General features: G+C 73.8%; 21 protein-coding genes and 1 pseudogene. 10 read left to right on the top strand and 12 right to left on the bottom strand.

What is annotated here, in order from left to right:
- Positions 1-59 precede the first annotated feature (59 nt).
- A complete protein-coding gene (locus ACWFR1_RS04030) occupies positions 60-1,451 on the bottom strand; it encodes an NAD(P)/FAD-dependent oxidoreductase (RefSeq protein ID WP_453546175.1) in 1,392 nt (463 codons plus the stop codon).
- 93 nt (positions 1,452-1,544) lie between these two features.
- On the opposite strand from ACWFR1_RS04030, the gene ACWFR1_RS04025 reads away from it, so the two are divergent.
- The 3 genes from ACWFR1_RS04025 to ACWFR1_RS04015 all read left to right on the top strand — a co-directional run bounded on the left by ACWFR1_RS04025 (position 1,545) and on the right by ACWFR1_RS04015 (position 3,596).
- Positions 1,545-2,522, top strand: a complete 978-nt coding sequence (locus ACWFR1_RS04025) for an aminoglycoside phosphotransferase family protein (protein ID WP_453546173.1) — start codon at positions 1,545-1,547, stop codon at positions 2,520-2,522.
- A 62-nt stretch (positions 2,523-2,584) separates the two neighbouring features.
- The gene (locus tag ACWFR1_RS04020) at positions 2,585-3,070 is read left to right on the top strand and encodes an N-acetyltransferase family protein (protein WP_453546170.1); all 486 of its coding nucleotides are present in this window, start codon (positions 2,585-2,587) and stop codon (positions 3,068-3,070) included.
- 196 nt (positions 3,071-3,266) lie between these two features.
- Positions 3,267-3,596, top strand: a complete 330-nt coding sequence (locus tag ACWFR1_RS04015) for a hypothetical protein (RefSeq protein ID WP_056652160.1) — start codon at positions 3,267-3,269, stop codon at positions 3,594-3,596.
- Between the two features lie 24 nt (positions 3,597-3,620).
- Here ACWFR1_RS04015 and ACWFR1_RS04010 read toward each other — a convergent pair whose 3' ends face one another.
- Positions 3,621-4,619: a zinc-binding dehydrogenase gene (locus ACWFR1_RS04010; RefSeq protein ID WP_453546166.1), complete on the bottom strand. Its 999-nt coding sequence runs from the start codon at positions 4,617-4,619 to the stop codon at positions 3,621-3,623.
- Positions 4,620-4,683: 64 nt separating this feature from the next.
- Positions 4,684-5,847 (bottom strand): NAD(P)-binding protein, encoded by a 1,164-nt coding sequence (locus ACWFR1_RS04005; RefSeq protein WP_453546164.1) that lies wholly within the window; start codon positions 5,845-5,847, stop codon positions 4,684-4,686.
- A 116-nt stretch (positions 5,848-5,963) separates the two neighbouring features.
- Between ACWFR1_RS04005 and ACWFR1_RS04000 the strand changes: the two genes are divergently transcribed.
- Positions 5,964-6,632, top strand: coding sequence for a pentapeptide repeat-containing protein (locus ACWFR1_RS04000; protein ID WP_453546162.1), 669 nt, complete (start codon positions 5,964-5,966; stop codon positions 6,630-6,632).
- A gap of 202 nt (positions 6,633-6,834) precedes the next feature.
- On the opposite strand, the gene ACWFR1_RS03995 is transcribed toward ACWFR1_RS04000, so the two are convergent.
- Genes ACWFR1_RS03995 through ACWFR1_RS03985 form a run of 3 tightly spaced genes read right to left on the bottom strand, consistent with a single transcriptional unit; the run spans position 6,835 to position 9,372 of the window.
- On the bottom strand, positions 6,835-7,335 hold the full coding sequence (locus tag ACWFR1_RS03995; RefSeq protein ID WP_376411199.1) for a hypothetical protein: 501 nt from the start codon (positions 7,333-7,335) through the stop codon (positions 6,835-6,837).
- Between the two features lie 13 nt (positions 7,336-7,348).
- Entirely contained in the window at positions 7,349-8,065 is a 717-nt protein-coding gene (locus tag ACWFR1_RS03990; protein ID WP_453546160.1) for a response regulator, read from the bottom strand.
- Entirely contained in the window at positions 8,062-9,372 is a 1,311-nt protein-coding gene (locus ACWFR1_RS03985; RefSeq protein ID WP_453546157.1) for a sensor histidine kinase, read from the bottom strand. The genes ACWFR1_RS03990 and ACWFR1_RS03985 overlap by 4 nt, the downstream gene beginning before the upstream one ends.
- Positions 9,373-9,785: 413 nt before the next feature.
- Here ACWFR1_RS03985 and ACWFR1_RS03980 point away from each other — a divergent pair.
- Positions 9,786-10,670, top strand: a pseudogene (locus ACWFR1_RS03980) (ATP-binding cassette domain-containing protein); the annotation flags it as partial.
- A complete protein-coding gene (locus tag ACWFR1_RS03975) occupies positions 10,667-11,470 on the top strand; it encodes an ABC transporter permease (RefSeq protein ID WP_453546155.1) in 804 nt (267 codons plus the stop codon). The pseudogene ACWFR1_RS03980 and the gene ACWFR1_RS03975, both read left to right, overlap by 4 nt.
- Before the next feature lie 27 nt (positions 11,471-11,497).
- On the opposite strand, the gene ACWFR1_RS03970 is transcribed toward ACWFR1_RS03975, so the two are convergent.
- The 3 genes from ACWFR1_RS03970 to ACWFR1_RS03960 all read right to left on the bottom strand — a co-directional run bounded on the left by ACWFR1_RS03970 (position 11,498) and on the right by ACWFR1_RS03960 (position 14,628).
- Positions 11,498-12,721, bottom strand: a complete 1,224-nt coding sequence (locus tag ACWFR1_RS03970) for an FAD-dependent monooxygenase (RefSeq protein ID WP_453546154.1) — start codon at positions 12,719-12,721, stop codon at positions 11,498-11,500.
- A 130-nt stretch (positions 12,722-12,851) separates the two neighbouring features.
- Positions 12,852-13,472 carry a response regulator gene (locus tag ACWFR1_RS03965; protein ID WP_453546152.1) on the bottom strand — a complete coding sequence of 207 codons (621 nt, stop codon included), beginning with the start codon at positions 13,470-13,472 and terminating at the stop codon, positions 12,852-12,854.
- Between the two features lie 46 nt (positions 13,473-13,518).
- Positions 13,519-14,628 (bottom strand): sensor histidine kinase, encoded by a 1,110-nt coding sequence (locus ACWFR1_RS03960; RefSeq protein WP_453546223.1) that lies wholly within the window; start codon positions 14,626-14,628, stop codon positions 13,519-13,521.
- Positions 14,629-15,051: 423 nt separating this feature from the next.
- On the opposite strand from ACWFR1_RS03960, the gene ACWFR1_RS03955 reads away from it, so the two are divergent.
- Positions 15,052-15,597 carry a GlcG/HbpS family heme-binding protein gene (locus ACWFR1_RS03955; RefSeq protein WP_453546149.1) on the top strand — a complete coding sequence of 182 codons (546 nt, stop codon included), beginning with the start codon at positions 15,052-15,054 and terminating at the stop codon, positions 15,595-15,597.
- A gap of 135 nt (positions 15,598-15,732) precedes the next feature.
- On the top strand, positions 15,733-17,262 hold the full coding sequence (locus ACWFR1_RS03950; RefSeq protein ID WP_453546221.1) for a M1 family metallopeptidase: 1,530 nt from the start codon (positions 15,733-15,735) through the stop codon (positions 17,260-17,262).
- A 9-nt stretch (positions 17,263-17,271) separates the two neighbouring features.
- Here the strand turns inward: ACWFR1_RS03950 and ACWFR1_RS03945 are convergent, their stop codons facing one another.
- Both ACWFR1_RS03945 and ACWFR1_RS03940 read right to left on the bottom strand, forming a co-directional pair.
- Positions 17,272-17,799, bottom strand: coding sequence for a GNAT family N-acetyltransferase (locus ACWFR1_RS03945; protein WP_453546146.1), 528 nt, complete (start codon positions 17,797-17,799; stop codon positions 17,272-17,274).
- Positions 17,800-17,888: 89 nt separating this feature from the next.
- Positions 17,889-18,464, bottom strand: a complete 576-nt coding sequence (locus tag ACWFR1_RS03940) for a TerD family protein (protein ID WP_453546144.1) — start codon at positions 18,462-18,464, stop codon at positions 17,889-17,891.
- A gap of 115 nt (positions 18,465-18,579) precedes the next feature.
- On the opposite strand from ACWFR1_RS03940, the gene arfB reads away from it, so the two are divergent.
- The gene (gene arfB, locus ACWFR1_RS03935; protein WP_453546142.1) at positions 18,580-19,020 is read left to right on the top strand and encodes an alternative ribosome rescue aminoacyl-tRNA hydrolase ArfB; all 441 of its coding nucleotides are present in this window, start codon (positions 18,580-18,582) and stop codon (positions 19,018-19,020) included.
- Between the two features lie 47 nt (positions 19,021-19,067).
- Here arfB and ACWFR1_RS03930 read toward each other — a convergent pair whose 3' ends face one another.
- A complete protein-coding gene (locus ACWFR1_RS03930; RefSeq protein WP_453546140.1) occupies positions 19,068-19,634 on the bottom strand; it encodes a flavin reductase family protein in 567 nt (188 codons plus the stop codon).
- Positions 19,635-20,123: 489 nt separating this feature from the next.
- On the opposite strand from ACWFR1_RS03930, the gene cdgB reads away from it, so the two are divergent.
- Positions 20,124-21,929, top strand: a complete 1,806-nt coding sequence (gene cdgB / locus ACWFR1_RS03925) for a diguanylate cyclase CdgB (protein ID WP_453546138.1) — start codon at positions 20,124-20,126, stop codon at positions 21,927-21,929.
- Positions 21,930-22,013: the final 84 nt, after the last annotated feature.

The following is a 22,013-nucleotide window of genomic DNA, read 5'->3' as shown; positions in this document are numbered from 1 at the left end:
CCCGCGCCCGGCCCAGCGCCCGGCCCTCGCCCCCTTCCCCCGCTCCTCCCGCCCCTCCGTCAGTGGCGGCCCGTCACCTTGTCCGCCAGCGTCGCCACGCGGTCGGTTTGTGCGCTGTGGCCCGTGAGTTCGCGGCGGTCCGCGCCCCGGAACGCCGCGTACATCGTCTGCACCGCGAGCCAACGCAGCGGCTCCGGCTCCCACTTGCGGACCTTGTGGTTCACCCAGGGCAGGGCCGTGAGGTCCGTCGGGCCCGACTGGCCCGAGTCCTGCTGGATGAGGTCGCGGAGGGTGCGGGCCGCCAGGTTGGCCGTGGCGACGCCGGAGCCGACGTAGCCGCCCGCCCAGCCCAGGCCCGTCGAGCGGTCCAGGGTGACGGTCGCGCACCAGTCGCGCGGGACGCCCAGCACGCCTGACCAGGCGTGGTCGACCCGTACACCCGCGAGCTGCGGGAAGAAGCGGACCAGGATCTCGCGGAGGGCCTCGATGGTCTGCGGCTGCGTGCGGCCGTCGTTGTCGGTCTTCGAGCCGTAGCGGTACGGGACGCCCCGGCCGCCGAGCGCGATCCGGCCGTCCGCCGTGCGCTGCGCGTACATGTAGGCGTGCGCCATGTCGCCGAGGGTCTCGCGGCCCTCCCAGCCGATGGACTCCCACTGCGCGTCGGTGAGCGGCTCGGTGGCGATCATCGAGGAGTTCATGGGCAGCCAGGTGCGGCGCTGGCCGGCGAGGGAGGCCGTGAAGCCCTCGGTGCAGCGCAGGACGTACGGGGCGCGGACCGTGCCGTACGGGGTGATCGCGTGCTTCGGCCTGATCTCCGTGACGGGCGTGGACTCGTGGATCGTGACGCCGAGCGACTCCACGGCCGCCGCCAGGCCCTTGACCAGCTTCACCGGGTGGAGGCGGGCACCGTGCGGCGTCCAGGACGAGCCGACGGCGCCCGTGACACGGATCCGGTCGGCGGTCTCACGCGCGCCGTAGAGCTCGCGGTCCGATTCGCCGAAGGCTGCCTCGGACGCGTGGAAGTCCTTCAGCCGGGCCAGCTGGGCGGGAGAGAGGGCCACCTCCAGGACACCGCCGCGGTGCTGGTCGGCCTCGATCTTCTCCGTCTCGCAGACGTCGAGGACCTCGTCGACGGTGGCGTTCATGGCCTGCTGGAGGCGGACGGCGGCCTCGTGGCCGTGGAGCCTGGCGTAGCGGGCGCGGCCCGCGATGCCGTTGTAGAGCCAGCCGCCGTTGCGCCCTGAGGCGCCGTAGCCGCAGAACTTGGCTTCGAGGACCGTGATGTTGAGGAAGGGGACGGCCTTCTTCAGGTAGTAGGCGGTCCACAGGCCGGTGTAGCCGCCGCCGACGATGCAGACGTCGGCGGCGGTGTCCCCGGGGAGCGGTTCGCGGGGCGCGGGGGCGCCCTCCTGCCCGTACCAGAACGAGATGCCGCCGTTGACCGTACTCATGTGTCGTTCCCGTTCCTCAGTCCGTCTTCCCGGTGCGTGGGCGGGACGTTACCGGGGGCCTCGGTCCTGTGGATACGGGTCTAGTCTCGGGGCGTGATTCACGTACCCGAGGAGCTCGCGCGGTCGCAGGCGAAGTACAACGGTGAGGCGGGGCGGGTGTTCGTCGCCGGGCTGCCGGGGCGGGCCGAGGAGTTCCTCGGCCGGTGGGGGCTGCGGGTCACCGGGCCCTCGATGTACGGGGTGGCCTCGCTGGTGCTGCCCGTGGAGCGGGTCGCCGACGGTACGCGCGCGGCGCTGAAGATGCAGCTCCTCGACGACGAGACCGAGGGCGAGCCCGTCGGGCTGCGGGTGTGGGGCGGGGCGGGTGCCGTGCGGTTGCTCGATCATGACGTCGACACCGGGACCATGCTCCTCGAGCGGCTCGACGCCGGGCGGCCGTTGTCGTCGGTCGCGGACACCCGGGAGGCCCTGCGGGTCGTGGCGGGGCTGCTCGCCCGGCTCGTGGCCGTGCCCGCGCCGCCGGGGCTGCGGACCCTCGGCGATGTCGCCGCCGCCATGCTCGCGGACGTACCGGAGGCGGTCGCGCGGCTCGGCGCGGAGGACGCGGCGGTCCTGCGGGAGTGCGCCGCGGCCGTACGGGACGTCGCCGGCGAGCCGGGGGACCGGTTGCTGCACTGGGACCTCCACCTGGACAACGTCCTCGCGGCGGAGCGGGAGCCCTGGCTGGCCATCGACCCGAAGCCGCTCGCCGGCGACCCGGGTTTCGACCTCCTGCCCGCCCTGATGGACCGGTTCGATCCCGATCCGGACGAGCTGCTGTGGCGGTTCGACCTGCTGGCCGAGGTCGTCGGCGACCGGCGGCGGGCGGTGGCGTGGACCCTCGGCCGCGTCCTGCAGAACGGGCTCTGGGACGTCGAGGACGCGGAGCCGGGCCTGGACCCCGGTCTGGACCCCGGTCTGGACCCCGGTCTGGACCCCGGTCTGGCCCCCGGTCTGGACCCCGGCATGGACCTCGGCCTGGACCCCGAGCAGGTGGCGCTCGCACGGATCCTGCTGGCCAGGAGGGTGTGAGCGGGGGGTGAGCGGTCGGCGGGCGTTGGCCGGGAGGGTGTGACTCGGGGCAGGCTGGTCCCATGATTCGTACCGCCACGCCCGCCGACGTCCCCGTCGTCTTCGCCATGATCCGCGACCTCGCGGAGTACGAGAAGGCCCTCCACGAGGTCCGTACGACCCCGGACCAGCTCCACGAGGCCCTCTTCGGCGACCGTCCCGCCGCCTTCGCCCACATCGCCGAGACGGAGTCCGGCGAGGTCGCCGGCTTCGCCCTCTGGTTCCTGAGCTTCTCGACCTGGCGCGGAGTCCACGGCATCTACCTGGAGGACCTGTACGTCCGTCCGGAGGTGCGCGGCGGCGGCCACGGCAAGGCCCTGCTCCGCGAACTGGCCCGCATCTGCGTGGACCGCGGCTACGAGCGCCTGGAGTGGTCCGTCCTGAACTGGAACACGCCGTCGATCGACTTCTACGAGTCCCTGGGCGCCCGCCCGCAGGACGAGTGGACGGTGTACCGCCTCACGGACCGGGCGCTGGCCGAGCTCGGCGGTGGCGTGGGAGTCCTCTAGGGCGTGATTCGAAAGTAGCGTCGTCTGCCCGAAGGGCAGGCCGGGCGGCGTCTGGTGCGTGCGATCGCAAGGCGGAGGGTCGTCCCGATACTGGTGTATCGGGATGATCCCGACAACGCGGCGAGCGTGCGTGCCAGGCGTCGCCCGGCAGACGGGACTTTCGAAACACGCCCTGCGAGTGTTGTAGGAAGGAGGCATGGATATCGAGCAGCGGTTTCAGCGGATCACCGACTTCATCGAGGCGCGCCTGACGCCCCTCTTCGACCCCGCGAACGGGAAGGACCACGGGTTCGGGATGGACGACACGTCCCGGGCCCTGCGCGCCCTGCGCTACACCGTGCAGGCCGCCTCGGCGGTCAAGGGCCTCGTGGAGAAGCGGGAGTCGGCGCCGGAGCTGCGGCCCGTGGTCGACCAGGCCCTTGAGCACAACTGGGACGTGCTGCGCTCCGCCGCCCGCATGTGGGAGGACCACGCCGACTTCCAGAAGGAGTTCAAGGCGCACTCGTGGGACGTCATCGGCGTCTGAGGCCCCCGAGCTCCTCTTTTTCTCTTACGGGATCAGGACCACCTTGCCCGTCGTGCCCCGGGTCTCCAGGGCGCGGTGGGCCTCCGCCGCGGCCGCCAGGGGGAAGCGGTGGACCGCCGGGCGGAGGCTGCCGTCGGTCGCGGCGGCGAGGGCGGCCAGTTCGAGGTTGCGGATGTCGCCGCCCGCCTTCTGGATCATGACGGGGCCGAGGACGGACTCCGAGGTGATGCCCCGCGCCGCGAGTTCCTCCGGCGTGAACGTCAGCGGTTCGCCGTCGTGCAGTCCCGCGCCCGACCAGCCGAAGACGACGTGCTGTCCGCCCTCGCCGAGGAGGTCGACGGCGGCGCGGCCGGTGTCGCCGCCGACCGAGTCGAAGACGACGGTCGCTGAGCGCCCGCCGAGGTGGGCGCGGACCTTCTCCGGCCAGTCCGGCTGCTTGTAGTCGACGGCGAGGTCGGCGCCGTTCGCCTCGACGAGCGCGACCTTCGCGGGGCCGCCGGCGAGGCCGATGACGGTGGCGCCGGCGTTCTTCGCGTACTGCACGAGCAGGGTGCCGATGCCGCCCGCCGCGGCCGGGACGATCGCGACCGCGCCCGGGCCGAGCTCGGTGAACTGCAGGATGCCCAGGGTCGTGCGGCCGGTGCCGATCATGGCGACGGCCTCGGCCTCGCCGAGCTGCTCGGGCAGGGCGTGCAGGCGGGCGGCGTCGGTGACGGCGAGCTCCGCGTACCCCCCGGGGGCCATGCCGAGGTGGGCGACGACCCGCTTGCCGAGCCAGGACGGGTCGGTGCCCTCGCCGAGCGCGTCGACCGTGCCGGCGACCTCGCGGCCGGGGATCGTGGGGAGTTCGGCGGGGGCGGCGAAGGGGCCGGTGCGGCCGAGCCGCAGCGCGGTGTCGAGGAGGTGCACGCCGGCGGCGGCGACCCGGACGCGGACCTGGCCGGGGGCCGGTACGGGATCGGCCGTCTCCTCGTAGGTGAGGTTCTCGGCGGGGCCGAAGGCGTGGAGGCGGATGGCGTGCATGACGGTTCCCCTGTCGTCGTCCGGGTGTCTTCCGGCATCGTGGTGACAGGGAGAGCCTCCGACCTCAAGCGCGCTTGAGGTCAAGCAGTTCCGTGCGGACGGCCAGCGACACCGCCTCGATCGCGCTCGTGAACGACACCTCCGACAGCACGCCGGGCGCCGCCACCTGGTCGCCCACCAGGTACACGCCGTCGCCCCGGTCGACCGCCGGCCGGTCGCGCCAGGTCGTGCCGGGCCGGTCCACCGCTCCCGTACGGCCCTGGGACACGGCCTCGCGCCGCCACACCGTCCGCTCGCGCCAGCCGGGGAAGCCGCGGTCGAGGAGCCGCTCCGCGTGGGCGACGCCGTCCGCCTTGGACTCGCCGGGGCCGACGGGCAGCTGGGCCTGGATCAGCTGCTGCCCGGCGGGCGCGAGCGAGGGGTCCTGCGCCGTGAACCGCTCGACCCAGCCGGGCGCGTCCAGGTCCGAGACGGCGAACGGATCGCTCTTGCGGGTCCGCAGCGCCAGGTCGACGAGGACCGTACGGCCGCTGTCCCAGGTCAGCGACGGGTCGCCGAGGAGCCGGGCGGCGGCGGGCAGGGCGGTGGCGACGACCACCGGGCCCTCGCCGAGCGGCAGGGTGTCGACGCGGGACCCGGTCTCGATGCGCACGCCCATCTCCCAGGCCCGCGCGACCATCCGCTCGATCAGCTGACCCCAGCCGCCCCGGATGTAGTGCGCCTCGGGCGGCAGGGAACCGGCCCGGTGCAGGCGCTCCTGCACGAAGCGGGCCGAGAGCGAGCCGGGGTCGTGGTGGAAGAGGGCGACCGCGCTGTAGGCGGCGGCCTCGCGGGCGGTCCGCTCGCCGGCGAGGCCGGTGACCCAGGTGCGGAAGTCGAGGTCGACGGGGGCCTGTGCGGCGTTCCGGAGGGTCTGGCGGAGGAGGCCGAGCGGCGGGGTGCGGCGCAGGGCGCCGGCACGGTGGAAGCGGAGCCGGAGGGCCTCGGTGGGCGGCAGCGGGGCGAGCGGGCCGAGGAGGCCGCGCTGCTTGAGCCAGGTCCAGTGGGGGCCGCCGTCGTAGAGGGCGTGCGGGCCTTCGTTGGTGCGGTACGGGCCTTCGGCCGTACGGGCCCGGCCGCCGGGCGTCCGGTGCGCCTCGTGCACGGTCACCTTGGCGCCGGCCTCGGCGGCGGTGATCGCCGCGGTGAGCCCCGCGAAGCCGCCGCCGATGATCGTGAGCTTGCGCATGTCCGTCTCCCTCGTGTCCCGTGCCGTTCCCGGTCTCAGCTGGGGGGACGGACGGCGAGGGCGTGTTTGTGACATCGGGGCGGGGCGTTGTCAGTGGCGTGGATCACCATGGGGGCATGGCGACGAAGAAGAAGAGCAGGGTGGCGGGGGCGCGGCGGCCGGAGGTGCGGCTGCCTCCCCTCGTGGCGTACGAGGGCGGGATCGAGGCGGACGGGGACTACGACGGGCTCGAACTGGCCGGGCTCGACCTGACGGGGCAGTCGGGGGCGGGTGCGCGGTTCCTGGACTGCGCGCTGCGCGAGTGCGGGCTCGACGAGACGCGTCTGACGGGCGCGCGGTTCCTCGACTCGGTGCTGACCGGGGTACGGGGTGTGGGCGCGGACCTGTCGGGGGCGCAGCTGCGGGACGTGGAGGTCGTGGACGCGCGGCTCGGCGGGGTGCAGCTGCACGGGGCGGTGCTGGAGAGAGTCCTGGTGCGGGGCGGGAAGAGCGACTATCTGAACCTGCGGGCGGCGAAGCTGAAGGACGTCGTCTTCGAGGGGTGCGTGCTGAGCGAGCCGGACTTCGGGGGCGCCGTGCTGGAGCGGGTCGAGTTCGTGGACTGCGTGCTGACCGGGGCGGACTTCTCGGGGGCGCGGCTGAAGGACGTGGACCTGCGGGGCGTGCAGCGCCTGGAGATCGCGCGCGGGGTGGAGTCGCTGGCGGGCGCGGTGATCTCGACGGCGCAGCTCCTCGACCTGGCGCCGGTGCTCGCGGCGCGGCTGGGGGTGCGGGTGGAGGAGTGACATCCTGCCGGTGGCCCGGTGGCCCGGTGGCCCGGTGGCCCGGTGGCCCGGTGGCCCGGTGGCCCGGTGGCCCGGTGGCCCGGTGGCCCGGTGGCCCGGTGGCGAGGGGCCGATGGGTGCGGTGGGTGCGGTGGCGAGGGCCGATGGGCGCGGGGGCGCGGCGAGGGGTCGAGGGACCGATCCCCCGAGGGGGGCGAGAGGGCTACGGGAGGCGGGGGAAGCGGGCCTGGAGGGACCAGACGGCCGGGTTGTCGCCGAGGCCCTCGTGCATGTCGGTGAGGTCGGCGATCAGGTCGTGCAGGAAGTCGCGTGCCTCGCGGCGCAGTTCGGCGTGGTTGAAGGTGACCGGCGGCTCGTCGCCCGGCATCCAGTCGGCCTCGACGTCGACCCAGCCGAAGCGGCGCTCGAAGAGCATCCGGTCCGAGGACTCGGTGAAGTCGAGCTCCGCGTACTGCGGCTGCGCGGCGCGGCTGCCGCGCGGGTCCTGGTCGAGCTGCTCGACGATGTCGCACAGGGCCCAGGCGAAGTCGAGGACCGGCACCCATCCCCAGGCTGTGGACACCTCGCGGTCGGCCTCGGTGTCGGCGAGGTAGACGTCCCCGCAGAAGAGGTCGTGGCGCAGGGCGTGGACGTCCGCGCGGCGGTAGTCGGTCTGCGGCGGGTCGGGGAAGCGACGGGAGAGGGAGTAGCCGATGTCGAGCACGGGACCGATGGTGTCACGGCACCAGGCCCGCTTCGTACGCGAGGACCACGAGCTGCACCCGGTCGCGGGCGTCCAGCTTGCTGAGGAGGCGCGCGACGTGCGCCTTGGCGGTGGCCGCGCTGATGTGGAGCCGTACCGCGATCTCGCCGTTGGACAGGCCCCGGCCGACGAGGGTGAGGACCTCCCGCTCCCGCGCAGTCACGCCGGGGAGGGGACGGCCCGGGGCGGACGCGGAGCCGGGGGCGGACGTGGGGCCGGACGCGGCACCCCCTTCGGGCGCCGGGCCCGGTTCGGGGCGGGCCGCGAACTCCTCGATCAGGCGGCGTGTGACGGCCGGTGCGATCAGGGCGTCCCCGGCGGCGACCACGCGGATCGCGGCGAGGATGTCGTCCAGGGCCATGTCCTTGACCAGGAAGCCGCTCGCCCCGGAGCGGAGCGCGCCGTACACGTACTCGTCGTCGTCGAAGGTCGTGAGCACGAGGACGCGGGGCGCGCCGGGGCCCGCGGTGACGAGCCGGGTCGCCTCGATGCCGTCCATGCCGGGCATCCGGACGTCCATCACGACCACGTCGGGCCGGAGGTCGCGGGCGAGCCGGACCGCGTCGCCGCCGGTGCCCGCCTCACCGACGACCGCGAGGTCGGGGTGGTCGGCCATCAGGACGCGCAGGCCCGCCCGGACCAGCGGCTGGTCGTCGACGAGGAGTACGCGTACGGGGCTCTGCGGGGTCACGGGGTGCGGGGGCCTTTCCGGGGGAGCGGCAGGGGCAGCGCGGCGGTCACGTGGAAGCCGCCGCCCGGGCGGGGGCCGGCGGAGAAGCGGCCGCCGAGGAGCGCGGCCCGCTCCCGCATGCCGACGATGCCGTATCCGGCCGCCCTTCCGGCTGCCTCGGCCCTCCCGGCCGTCCCGGATTCCTCGGCGCGCCCGGCGAGCCCGGCCGTCCCGGATTCCTCGGCGCGCCCGGCGGGCCCGGCCGTCCCGGATTCCTCCGCGTGCTCGGCCGCTCCGGACATGCGCTGTGCCGGGCCGTCGTCGGCGATCTCGACGAGCAGGGTGTCCTCGCTCCGGTCCACGGTCACCCGGCAGGCGGGCGTGGACGCGTGCCGGACGACGTTCGTCAGCGACTCCTGCACGATCCGGTACGCCGCCAGGTCGACCTCCGGCGGCAGTGGCGGCAACGGCGGGCTGGGGGCGCCGAGCCGCCGTACCTCGACCCGTACGCCCGCGTCCGCCGTGGACGCGACGAGCCGGTCCAGATCGGCGAGCCCCGGCGCCGGGTCCCGTGGGGCGGGGATGTCCCGCGCGGAGGCCCGGAGCGCGCCCAGGGTGCGGCGCAGACCGGCGAGGGTCTCGCGGCTGGTCGTCTCGATGGTGGCGAGCGCGTTGCGGGCCTCGGCGGGCTGGGTGTCGATGACCCGTCGGCCGACGCCTGCCTGGATGGCGATGACGCCGATGCTGTGCGCGAGGACGTCGTGCAGCTCGCGGGCGATCCGCAGCCGCTCGGCGGTGACGGCCTCGGCTGCCGTCCGGGCGCGCAGCTCGGTCGCGTGCGTGCGCCGCTCGCGTACCGAACGGCCGAACAGCCCGGCGGTGAGGAGCGCGAGGGCGAGCGCCAGGGACGTGGTGACGAAGACGTCCTGGCCGGAGGTCGTGTACAGCGCGGTGCCGATCTGCGCGAGGAGCGCCGCGAGGGCGGCCGGCACCGCGACGCGGAGCGGACGGCGGGCCGCCAGCCACCCGACGCCGACATCGGCGGCGAGGACCGGGAGGTACACCAGCTCGGGGGCCGGCCGGGTGGTCGCCGCCGCGAACAGTCCGACGAGGAGCAGGCCGAGGGCCGTCTCCGGCCTGCGCCGCGCCAGGGGCAGCAGCATGCCGATGCCGGCGGTGGTGAGGACGAGACGCAGCTCCGTCGAGCGGAACGGGCCTGCCTGCACGCCGAAGAAGAGGACGAAGGGGTGGGCGGCGGCCATGCACCAGGCCAGGACCCCGGACACGCGCTCGGTGGCGGAAGGGGCGGCGGTCATGGTGGCGGGCATGGGCCGATCGTAGGCGGGGGCGGCGGGCCGGGCATCGGCCCGCGGGCGTACGCCTCCGGGCCAGCCCTTCAGGACACTTGTGGCCGACGGGCCGATGCCGGCGGGGGTGCCCGAGCGGCAGCGTGGACCGGGTGATCGACGTCCGAGAATTGACGAAACGTTATGGCCGCCCTCGCCGACCCCACCGCCGCCTCCTCCCCGGCCTCCTCCCTGCCCGGCGCGCTTCTGGCGGAGACAGGTCCGCTTCCGGCGGAGACAGGTCCGCCTCAGGCGGAGACGGGTCCGCCCCCGGTGGAAGTGGCTCCGCCCCTGCCGGAGGTGGTTCGGCCCCTGCCGGAGGTGGCTCCGCCCCTGCCGGAGGTGGTTCCGCTCCCGTCGGAGGCCGTCCCGCCCCCGTCGGAGACGCTCGCGTCGCCGTCGACGGGCTCAGTTTTCGCGTGCGGCCCGGGCGGGTGACCGGGTTCCTCGGGCCCAATGGGGCCGGGAAGTCCACGACGCTGCGGCTGATCCTGGGCCTGAACGAGCCCACCTCCGGGAGCGCCACCGTCGACGGGCGGCGGTTCCGGGACCTGCCCCGGGGGCTGCGGCACGTCGGGGCGCTGCTCGACGCGCACGACGTGCACGGCGGCCGGACCGCCGACGCCCACCTGGCCGCCCTCGCCCGCACCAACGGCATCCCACGCCGCCGGGTCGGCGAGGTCCTCGACGAGGTGGGGCTCGCCGAGGTGGCCGGACGCCGGATCGGCGGCTACTCCCTCGGCATGCGGCAGCGGCTCGGGATCGCCGCCGCCCTGCTCGGCGACCCGCCGGTCCTGCTCTTCGACGAGCCGGTCAACGGCCTTGACCCGGAGGGCGTGATGTGGGCGCGCGGACTGTTCCGGCGGCTCGCCGCCGAGGGGCGCACGGTGTTCGTCTCCAGCCATCTGATGAGCGAGATGGAGCACACCGCCGACGACCTCGTCGTCATCGGCCGCGGCACGCTGATCGCCGCGGAGAGCCTGGCGGAGTTCGCCGCGCGCGGCTCCGGCGGCGGGGTGGCCGTGCGGACCGCCGACCCGGCCGCGGCGCAGGGCCTCGCAGCCGCCCTGGCCCGGGAGGGGGCGACCGTACGGCCCTTGGACGGTGCGGGCGGGGCGTTCACCGTGACCGGGATGGGCGCGGACCGCATCGGTGTGCTCGCCTTCCGGTCCGGCACCGCGCTCGCCGAACTGGCGCCACGCTCCTCCTCCTTGGAGGACGCGTTCATGGAACTCACCGCCGACAGCGTCGAGTTCCACAAGAAGGGAGCGAACCGATGAACGCCCGATTCCGGGATCTCCTCGCCGCCGAGTGGATGAAGCTGTGGTCCCTGCGCTCCACCCCCTGGGCCTTCGGCGTCGGCGCGTTCGCCGTCCTCGGCGTCAACCTCAACGCGGCCGTCGCCGACTACCGCAACTACCCGCACTACGCCCAGGGCATCCGCGACCTGTTCGTGCCCATCTGGGCGATGCGGGACGCCTTCACCCTCGGCGGGGCCATGGTGTTCATGCTCGCGACCTGCTCCATCGGCGCGCTCGTGATCGTCGGCGAGTACGGCACCGGCCAGATCCGTACGACATTCGCGGCCGTTCCCGACCGGCGGGCCGTGGTGGCGGCGAAGACGCTGGTCCTCACCGGCGTCATGCTCGTGTACGGGATCCTCGTCGCCGCCGTCTCCTTCGCCGCCACACAGGCCGTGCTCTCCGGCCGGGGCGTCGGCATGTCGATCACCTACGAGGGCGCGCCGGCCGCCGTCGCCGCGTCCGCCCTGCTCGCCCCGGTGTGCGCGCTCGTCGGCTTCGGCCTCGGGGCGCTCCTGCGGCACACGGCGACCACGATCGTCACCGTCACCGGGGTCCTGCTCCTGCTGCCCGCGCTCGTCGACGACCGGAACCGCTGGTCGGCGACGTTCCTGCACGCCCTGCCGCAGGGCGCGTGGCGGCGGCTCACGGAGGTCGGCGACTCGCCGGTGCCGGTGCTCTACCCGTGGACGACGGGCGGGGCGTGGACCGTGTACGCCGCCTGGTCGCTGGGCGCGGTGGCGGTGGCCCTGATCGCGGTCCACCGCCGGGACGTGTGACCTCTACCCGGGAGGTGCCCGCCGTTGTCAGCGGCGGCCGTGGACCGCGCGGGCGACGCGGGGGCCCAGCCAGCGCTTGAGGCGCCGCAGGGCCTCCAGCTGCTCGGCGGCCCGGTCGATCCGGTAGTACAGCTGCGGCGGGACGTGCGGGAGCAGCGGCGAGTGGCGCTGGCCGAGGAGCGCGAACATCCGCGCCGGCTCCAGCCGCATGTAGCGGGGGAGGTTCTCGTACCACTGGGCGCTGTACCGGGCCGCGCTCTGGGCCGAGACGAGCTCGGCGCGGCGGCGCTTCCCGTACGAGGTGAGGGCGGCGTCGAGGCCGGCGGGGGAGCGCACCGCCTCGGGTGCGCGCAGGGCGTCCGCGAGGGCGAGCGCGTCCTCCAGGGCCAGGGTGGTACCCGCGCCGATCGAGTAGTGCGTGGTGTGGGCGGCGTCGCCGAGGAGGACGAGGTTGCCGTGGTGCCAGGACCGGTTGGTGAGGGTGCGGAAGGTGAGCCACTGGGCGGCGTCGTCGGCCTGCGCCCGGCCGATCAGCTCATGGCCGTCGAGGAGGTCGTGGAAGAGCTTCTCCAGGAGGCGCAGGCTGTCGGTCTCGCCGCTGGTGTCGAGGCCGAGGCCGGTCCAGGTCTCCGGGGAGCACTCGACGACGCAGGTGGAGCGCTCGCCGCTGAACCCGTAGGCGTAGCACCAGATCCAGCCGTGCTCGGTCTCCTTGAAGGCGAAGCTGAAGGAGTCGAAGACCTTGGTGGTGCCGAGCCAGATGTACGGGTTGCGGCCGGCGGTGACCTCGCTGCCGAAGTGGTCCGCGTGCGCCTCGCGCAGCACGCTGTTGACCCCGTCGGCGGCGACGACCAGGTCCGCGTCGGCGAGTTCGGGCGCGTCCCGGCCGGTCACGTCGTGCTCGAAGGAGACCCGGACGCCGAGCTCCTCGGCCCGGTCGGCGAGGAGCGCGAGCATCCGCCGCCGTCCGATGCCGAAGCCGGCGTCGCCGCGGTGGACGGTCCGCTCGTCGCGGACGATCGCGACGCCGTCGGTCCAGGTGACGGAGGCCTCGGCGACGGCCGCGGCGGACTCGGGGTCGCCCGCGCGCAGCTTGTCGAGGAGAGCCGCCCAGTAGGTGACGCCCCAGCCGTAGGTGGAGCCCTCGGGGTTCCGCTCGTACACCGCGATGTCGTGGGACGGGTCCTGCCGCTTCAGCAGGATCGAGAGGTAGAGGCCGGCGGGGCCGCCGCCGACGATGGCGAGCTTCACGTGCGCTCCCACTGAGACTGAGATGTGACACCGTGCGTTCGGACAGTAACGCACGGTAGCAGTGGGGGTCGGCTCTCGGAGACAGGAAGCGCTACGGGGCGGCGGGTGGCGGCGTGAGGCGGGACGTCCCCTACGGCAGCAGACGGCGTTCCTTCGCGACCGCCACGGCGCCCGCGCGCGTGTCGACGCCGAGCTTCGCGTAGATCCGGCCGAGGTGGGTCTTCACCGTCGCCTCGCTGATGAACAGCGCCCGCGCGATCTCGCGGTTGCCGAGCCCGTGACCGAGCTGGCCCAGGATGTCGCGCTCGCGGTCGGTGAGGCTCGGACCGGCCGCGCCCCGCATCCGGTCCATGACCCGGCTCGCGACCGGCGGCGAGAGGGCGGTGCGGCCCTGCGCGGCGGAGTGGATGGCGGCGAAGAGCTCCTCGGGCCGCTCGGCCTTCAGGAGGTAGCCGGTGGCGCCCGCCTCGATGGCCCGGGTGATGTCGGCGTCCGTGTCGTACGTGGTGAGGACGAGGACGTGGACACCGGTGGGCGAGATCTTCCGGGTCGCTTCGACGCCGTCGATACCAGGGCCGAGCTGGAGGTCCATGAGGACGACGTCGGGCTTCAGCTTGGCCGCCATCGCGACGGCCTCCTCGCCGCTGCCGGCCTCGCCGACGACCTCGATGTCGGGGGTGCTGCCGAGCAGGGCGAGCAGCCCGGCGCGGACGACGACGTGGTCGTCGCAGAGGAGGATCCGAACGGACATCGCGACTCCTGGGGGCGAGAGGTGGGGGTGAGGGGCAAGAGCCGGCTCAGGGGGTCAAGGGGATCGCGGCGGAGAGGACCGTGCCCTCGCCGGGTGTGGACTCGACCGTCAGGGTGCCGCCGAGCTGCTGCGCCCGTACCCGCATCGCGGGCAGCCCGTGGCCGCGCCGGCCCGCGTCGCGCGCGAGCGACGGATCGAAGCCGTGGCCGTCGTCGGCGATGTCCAGGACCACCTGGTCGTCGAGATAGGTGAGGGTCAGGGCGGCGGAGTCGGCACCGGCGTGTTCGCGGATGTTGGCGAGGGCGCCCTGCGCGATCCGCAGCAGCGCCGACTGCGTCCGGTCGGTCAGCGGCACCGCGGTCCCGTCCACCCGGAAGTCCGCCGACTCGCGCGCCGCCAGGCCGCGCAGGGCCTCTTCGAGGCCGCCGCCCTCGGCGAGGTCGGCGGGGGCCAGGTCGTGGACGAAGCGGCGGGCCTCGGCGAGGTTGCGCTCGGCGATGGACTCGGCGGTACGGACATGGCGCCGGGCGGTGCCCGGGTCGCTGTCCCAGGTGCGGTCCGCCGCCTGGAGCAGCATCTGCTGGCTGGACAGGCCCTGCGCGAGGGTGTCGTGGATCTCCATGGAGAGCCGCTGGCGCTCGGCGAGGGTGCCCTCGCGGCGCTCGATGGCGGCCAGCTCGCGCCGGGTGCGGATCAGGTCGTTGATGAGCGCCCGCTGCCGCGCGGCCTGCCGGTCGGAGTACACGAACACCCCGGTGGCGATGGCGGCGACGGCCGGCGGCGCGACGATCAGGTTCGGGTCCCAGCCGCCGTGGGCGAGCTGCACCTGCGCGAAGACGACGAAGGCGGTGAGCAGGACGACGAGGCCGAGCGCGGCGCGCGGCGGGAGGGTGCGCAGCCCCGTGTAGAAGAGCGGGACCGCGCACCAGGCGAAGCTGGGTGCGAGGACGACGAGCACGATCCAGACGGCGACGACCGTGCCCAGCCAGGCGATCCGGCGCGGGGCGGCGCGGGTGCCGACGACGGGGCCGAGGAGGTACAGCGAGGCGAGGGCACCGGAGAGGGCGACGATCCAGGGGCTGCGGTCCTCCCAGGGGTGCCGGAGCAGGAAGCGGGCGAGGGAGGCGCCGAGGAGGAGGAAGAACGCGATGTGCATGACGCGCGCGAGCCAGGGGGCGTCCGGGTCCTGCTCGGTGGGCGGTGGTGGCACCTGCCTGCCTCCGTTCTCGCTTCCGTCCTGACCTGAGTCCTGACCTGAGTGAGTCCTGACCTGAGTCCTGACCTGAGTGAGTCCTGACCTGAGTCCTGACCTGAGTGAGTCCTGACCTGAGTCCTGACCCGAGTCCTGACCTGGGGATATCTGTCCATCGTGGCCCGGAGGGACCAGTCCGGCATCAGCCGATCGGCTGACCCGGCCGTCCTCCAGTGTGCGCGAGGAGGACAGCCGGACCGTGGACCGAAAGGCCCCGGGTCCGGCCACAGGATGGATCTCAGAGCGAACGAACGCACGAACGACCGGCCTCCTCGCCCCCCCTCCACCTCACCTCGCCTCACCTCGCCTCACCTCACGGAGTTCCTCATGAAGAAGATCCTCTTCGGTGCCGCCGCCGCCGCTGTCCTCGCCGCCGGCACCTTCGGCGCGGTCTCCGCGAACGCCTCCGCCCCGGCCGCCGCCCCCGCCGCGGTCATGGCCGACGCCGGCAACGACAACCTCCAGCAGTCGACGCACCTGACGATCGCGGCCGCCACGAAGGCCGCCCAGGCGACCCTGGACGCCGCCGAGAAGGAGAACCAGCGCGTCTCCGTCGCCGTCGTCGACCGCAACGGCAACACCATCGTGACCCTGCGCGGTGACGGCGCCGGCCCGCAGTCCTACGAGTCCGCCGAGCGCAAGGCGTTCACCGCCGTCTCCTGGAACGCCCCGACCTCCGTCCTCGCGGGCCGCCTCGCCCAGGCCCCGAACCTGAAGGACATCCCCGGCACCCTCTTCCTCGCGGGCGGCGCCCCGGTCACCGCCAAGGGCGCGCCCATCGCGGGCATCGGCGTCGCGGGCGCCCCGTCCGGCGACCTGGACGAGAAGTTCGCCCAGGCGGGCGTGGCCGCGCTCGCCAACCGAGCCGGCTGAACCAACTGAGCCGTCTGCCCCCCGACCGGCGGTGGCGCCCGGATCCCCCGCCGGGCGCCACCGCCGTTTCCGTGTCCGGCCCCGTGCATCCGTCCTGCTTAGGATCGATACGTGTACGTGGACGAGTACGAGGACGTGACCCGGCGACGCACCCGGACCAGCACCAGCACCCGGACCCGCACCGGAGCCGCCGCGGCCCTGCTCGCCCTCGCGCTCCTTGCCGGTGGCTGCACGGAGGCCGGCAGCGGGGTGCGGGGGGCTCCCGGGGCCGCCGGGCTGCGCGACCCGTACTTCCCGAAGCTCGGCAACGGCGGCTACGACGTACGGCACTACGCGCTGTCCCTCGCCTACGACCCGGGCAGCGGGCGCCTCGACGGCACCGCCGAGATCACCGCCCGCGCCACCCAGGAACTCAGCGCCTTCAACCTGGACCTGGCCGGGCTCCGCGTCGCCGGGGCCACCGTCGAGGGCGCCCCCGCCGCGTACAACAGGGCCGGGAACGAGCTGACGCTCCGTCCGCGCGAGGAGATCCGCGACGGGGCGGAGTTCACGGCGACCGTCACCTATACGGGCGTGCCGGAGCCGCTCACGGACCCGGACGGTTCCGCGGAGGGCTGGCTGCGCACCGACGACGGGGCGGTCGCGGTCGGCGAACCCGCGGGCTCCATGACCTGGTTCCCCGGCAACCACCACCCCGCCGACAAGGCCGCGTACGACATCACGCTCACCGTCCCGGCCGGGCTCGAAGCGCTCTCCAACGGCGTGAGGACCGAGCGGCGGACGGAGCGGGACGGCCGCGTCACCACCGTGTGGCACGCGGCCGAACCGATGGCGAGCTACCTGGCGACGGTCGCGATCGGCCGGTACGAGACGGCGACGGACACGGCCGCGACGCCGGAGTCGGCGTCGGACACGAACGGGGCGGCGGAGGCGGACCCGACCGCCTCGGCCGCGACGAACACGTCCGGGGCGGCGGAGTCCGAGGACGGGCCCGGTACCCGTTCCGTGCCCGTCCTGACCGCCGCCGAGCCGTCGGTCGCGGCGGGCAGCGCGGCGCTGCGGGGCGAGATCCCCGAGATCCTCGCCCGGCAGGCAAAGCGTTTCGGCCCGTACCCCTTCTCGGCCGCCGGGGCGATCGTCACCGAGGACGGGACCCTCGGCTACGCCCTGGAGACCCAGACCCGGCCCGTCTTCCCCGCCGCCTCCTTCGACCGGACGACCCTCGTCCACGAGCTGGCCCACCAGTGGTTCGGGAACTCGGTCACCCCCGCGACCTGGCGGGACCTGTGGCTGAACGAGGGCTTCGCCACGTACGCCGAGTGGCTGTACACGGAGGAGTACGAGCACGTCCCCGCGCGCACGCACTTCGAGCGGGCCTTCGTCCAGGAGGTCAACTGGGCCTTCCCGCCGGCCTCCCCGCCCTCCGCCGAGAACCTCTTCGACCCGCCCGTCTACCAGCGTGGCGCGATGGTCCTCCACAAGCTGCGCGAGACGGTCGGGGACGCGGCCTTCGACGAGATCCTGCGCGGCTGGCCCGCGAAGTACCGGCACGCCAACGCCTCCACGGACGACTTCACGGCCTATGCGGAGAGCGTGGCCGGGAAGGACCTCGACGGGCTGTGGAAGGTCTGGTTGTACGGAGAGGGCAAGCCGGAACAGCCGTAGGGGCCCGTCCTAGCCCGCCAGGCTCTTGCGCAGGACGACGCACGGGCGGCCGTGCGCCAGGTCCGGGCGGCGGTCGGTCTCCTCGTATCCGAGGGAGGTCCAGAAGGCGAGCGCCTTCGGGTTGTTCTCCAGGACGGCGAGCCGCAGACCGGTGCGGCCGGCTGCGCGGAAGCGGTCCTCGACGTACGCGGCGAGCCGGCGCCCGTGGCCGGCGCGCTGTTCGCCCCCGTGGACCATGAGCAGACCGAGCCACGGGTCGGGATCGGCCGGGTCGGGGTGGCGGCCGAGGGTGACGGCGATGGCGACGAGCCGGCCCTCGGAGCGGGCCAGGAGTACCTCGGCGGTGGGCTGCGCGAGGTCGTCGGCGAGGGCCGCGGCGACCTGCTCGGGGCGGATGTCGGACGGGTCCGGGAAGTCGCCGCTGAGCTGCTGGAACTCCTCGTTCGACGCGTAGAGCGCGGTCAGTTCGGTGAGCAGCGGGCCGGGGAGGGCGGCGCCGTCCTCCAGGGCCTTCGGGGCGAGGGCTTCGACGATCACGCGGTAAGGCTAGAGCCCCGGGCGGGAATTCCCGGCCGGGGCTCAGCGACTCTCGGACGAGGTCTTGGACCAGATCTGTGACGGCTGTCCTAGAGGTTGACGCCGAAGTCGCGGGCGATGCCCTCAAGGCCCGAGGCGTAGCCCTGGCCGACCGCGCGGAACTTCCACTCCGCGCCGTTGCGGTAGAGCTCGCCGAAGACCATGGCGGTCTCGACGGCGGCGTCCTCGGAGAGGTCGTAGCGGGCGAGCTCGGCGCCGCCGGCCTGGTTGACGATGCGGATGTAGGCGTTCCGCACCTGGCCGAAGTTCTGCGAGCGGGTGACCGCGTCGTAGATCGAGACCGGGAAGACGATCTTGTCGACGGTCGCCGGGAGGCCCGCGAGGTTGACGTTGATCTGCTCGTCGTCGCCGCCGCCCTCGCCGGTGCGGTTGTCACCGGTGTGGACGATGGTCTGGTCCGGCGTCGCCTTGTTGTTGAAGAAGACGAAGTGGGCGTCGGAGGCGACCTTGCCGGCGGCGTCCACACCGATCGCGGACGCGTCGAGGTCGAAGTCGGTGCCGGTGGTGGTGCGGACGTCCCAGCCGAGGCCCACGGTGACGGCGGCGAGGCCCGGGGCCTCCTTGGTCAGGGAGACGTTGCCGCCCTTGGACAGGCTCACAGCCATGGAAAGTCCCTTTCATCGTGGTGTCGTCGCCTGGAGAAACGCGCACGGGCCCTCAGCGGTTCCCGACGGGTTCAAGCCGAAAACAGGATGACTCCAACGGCCCACTGAGGGGAACATGGAGGGCATGTCCGGTCCGTATCCCATCCGCGGCTCCGTCTCGCTGCCCGAGGCCGAGCTCCAGTGGCGTTTCTCGCGGTCGTCGGGGCCGGGCGGGCAGCACGTGAACACCAGCGACTCGCAGGTCGAGCTCCGCTTCGACCTCGCGGCCACCACGTCGCTCCCCGAGGTGTGGAAGGCCCGCGCCCTGGAGCGCCTGGCCTCTCGCCTGGTCAACGGCGTCGTGACGGTCCGCGCATCGGAGCACCGCTCCCAGTGGCGCAACCGCGAGACGGCCGCGGTGCGCCTCGCCACGCTCCTCGCCGAGGCGACGGCCCCGCCGCCGAAGCCCCGCAGGGCGACGAAGATCCCGCGCGGCATCAACGAACGCCGGCTGCGCGAGAAGAAGCAGCGCTCGGAGACCAAGAAGACCCGCCAGTCCCGGGGGGACTGGGGCTGACCACCCCTACGGCCTGTCCGGGAAGTCCCGCCTGCCCCCCGTGCGGTTCAGCTCAGGTGCCGGTACTTCCCCTGGAAGTACGTCAGCGGGCCGCTGCCGTCCCCCGAGGGCAGACCGACCGTCAGGACCCGGCCGACCACCAGGGTGTGGTCCCCGGCCACGACACGGCTCTCCGTGCGGCACTCCAGGACCGACAGCGCGCCGCCCAGCAGCGGCGCGCCGCTCTCCTCGCCGCGCGTGTACGGAAGGTCGGCGAAGAGGAGCCGGTCGCTGACACGGTTCTTCATCGCGAAGCGCCCGGCGATCTGCCGCTGGCCCTCGGAGAGGATCGAGACCGCCCAGACGGGGACCTCCGCGAGCAGGTCGTCCATGCGGGAGCCGTTGCGGAGGCTGACCAGGACCAGGGGCGGGTCGAGGGAGACCGACATGAACGCGGTGGCCGTCATGCCGACGTCCTCGCCGTGCGGGCCCTCGTCGGGGTCGTGCGCGGTCACCAGGACCACGCCCGCGGCGAGGCGGGACATCGCCGCCCGGAACTCGTCGTTGCTCACCCCCTCAGCATGAGGGATGGCCAGATCGGACATGGCGGGCGGGGCGGGCGTCTTCTGCAGCACACCCGCACGCTATTCCGGGCAGGTCGCGGGCCGCATCGGACCCGGGGACCAGTCCGCCACCCCCGAGGGTCCTAGGACCCCCCTCCTGACGGGGACGCGGACCAGGAGGTCGTCGTGCTCCGGCCGGCGCGCCGGACCTTCGGCCGGTGGCTGCTGCGCAAGCCGCTGGTCCTGCCGCCGGGCGCCTGAGCCCACGCCCGCCGGCGCGTGTCCCTCCGGCGGCACGAGCACGTCCCCGGCAGTACGTCCCCGGCGGTACGTGCACACGTCTGGTGGCACGTGTCCCCTATACCGTCCCGTAGGCCCGGACCATCCCAGGAGGTCGCGCGCGACCCGCCATGACCTGCTGTGACTTGGGTCACAGACGACGGTATTTGTTGACCCTGTGTACCGGGTGCGCAGCTCGCTGTGATTCAGTGGCAGGGACAGTGCAGCACGAAGCCGATGAGAACCCTGGAGTTGCTGTCGAGGTCTCGGGGAGAGCGAGCGATGGAGACCGAGTCGGAGCCGTACGTCCGTCTCTCGACCCTGCGGCAGCTGCATCAGGTCGTGGCGGACCTCAACACAGCCCGCAGCCTGGCGGACACCCTGCAGACCGTCGCCGACGGTGTGGTCGCCGGTCTCAACTACGAGCTGGCCTGTGTCAACCTCGTCCGTCCCGACGGTGACCTCGTCGTCGCCGCCTTCGCCGGAAGCTCCGCCGCCGAGGCCCTGATCACCGGCCGGGTCGGCTCCCGCGCCTCCTGGGACCGCCGCCTCTCCATGGGCTCCTCCTGGGGCGACCTCCGCTTCATCCCGCACACCGAGGGCTGGGTGCTCATGGAGGACGACGTCCCCCAGTGGCACACCGACGGCCCCGCGCCCCGCTTCGAGGACGAGTGGCACCCCCACGACCGCCTCTACGCCCCCATGTACGCCTCCGGCTCCGGCCGTGAACTGCTCGGCGTCATATCCGTCGACCGCCCGCGCAACGGCCGGCACCCCGGCCCCTGGGGCCAGGAAGCGCTCCAGATGTACGCCTCGCAGTCGGCGATCGCGATCAGCAACGCCCGCCTCCGCTCCAACATGCAGCGGGCCCTCGTCCGGCTCGAAAGGGAGCAGCAGGCCCTCCGCGCCAGCGAGGAGTCCTTCCGCCAGGCCTTCGAGTACGCCCCCTCCGGCATGGCCATCGCCGAGATGGGCGGCGACCAGCACGGCCGGCTGCTCCGTACGAACGACGCCCTGTGCCGGCTCCTCGGCCGGCCCGCCTCCGTCATGCGGCGCTACTCCTTCGCCGACCTCGTCCACCCCGAGGACATAGGGACCCTGCTCAGGACCTCCGCCGAGGGCGGCCGCGCCGAGTTGCGCCTCGGGCGGCGCGACGGCACGTACGTCTGGGTGTCCCTGCGGAACTCGGTCGTCGCGGACACCGCCGACGGCCCCCGCTTCCTCCTCACCCACGTCGAGGACATCGAGGAGCGCAAGCGCCACGAGCTCCAGCTCGCCCACCGCGCCTCGCACGACGCCCTCACCGGCCTCCCCAACAGCGCCGAGCTGCGCTCCCGGCTCTCCGCCCGCCTCTGCGAGCGCCCCGCGCAGGTCGCGGCGTACGCCGGCGCCGGTTACGAGGGCGGCGGGCACGACGGCGGCTACGACTCGGCGAGGGACGGCGGCTACGGCCCCGGCTACGGCCAGGGGCACGACGCCGGACACGACACCGGGCACCACGTCGCCACGGGCGGCGCCTCCGGCTACGAGTCCGGATCCGGCTCCGCCTCCGGCTACGAGACCCGCTACGAGTCGCCGTACGAGCACGAGCACGGGCACGGCTTCGGTTTCGAGCCGGCGAACGGCGCCGGGCCGTACGACCACCACGTCCACACCGTCGCCCCGTCCACCGGCGAGGTCGACGACGGTACGAAGGGGCTCGCCGTCCTCTTCTGCGACCTCGACGGCTTCAAGTCGATCAACGACCGCTTCGGCCACCACACCGGCGACGCCGTCCTCATCGAGGTCGCCCGCCGGCTCACCACCGGCGTCCGGGACGGCGACACCGTCGCCCGGCTCGGCGGTGACGAGTTCGTCGTCCTCGCCGACGGCCTCGGCGCGGCCGACGCCGCCGACCTGGCCGTCCGCCTCCGGAACGCGATCATTCCGCCCATCCGGGTGGACGGCAGGGCCGTCCGTGTCGGGGCGAGTTTCGGCATCGGCTGGGCCGAGTGCGGGATGACGGTCGAAGAGGTCCTGAACTCCGCCGACCAGCGGATGTACATCGAGAAGCGCTCCCGCGCCAAGGTCCACCGCCGGGCCGGCTGACGCGACCGCCACCCGCTCGCCACCCGACCGCCACCCGTCCGCCTGTCAAGGCCCGCCCCGGGCGCTGGTCCGTTCGAGGTAGGC

It is taken from the genome of Streptomyces sp. NPDC055103, from assembly GCF_053607625.1.
Note: the sequence above shows the minus strand (reverse complement) of the source record. Positions and strands in the feature narration are given on the sequence as shown.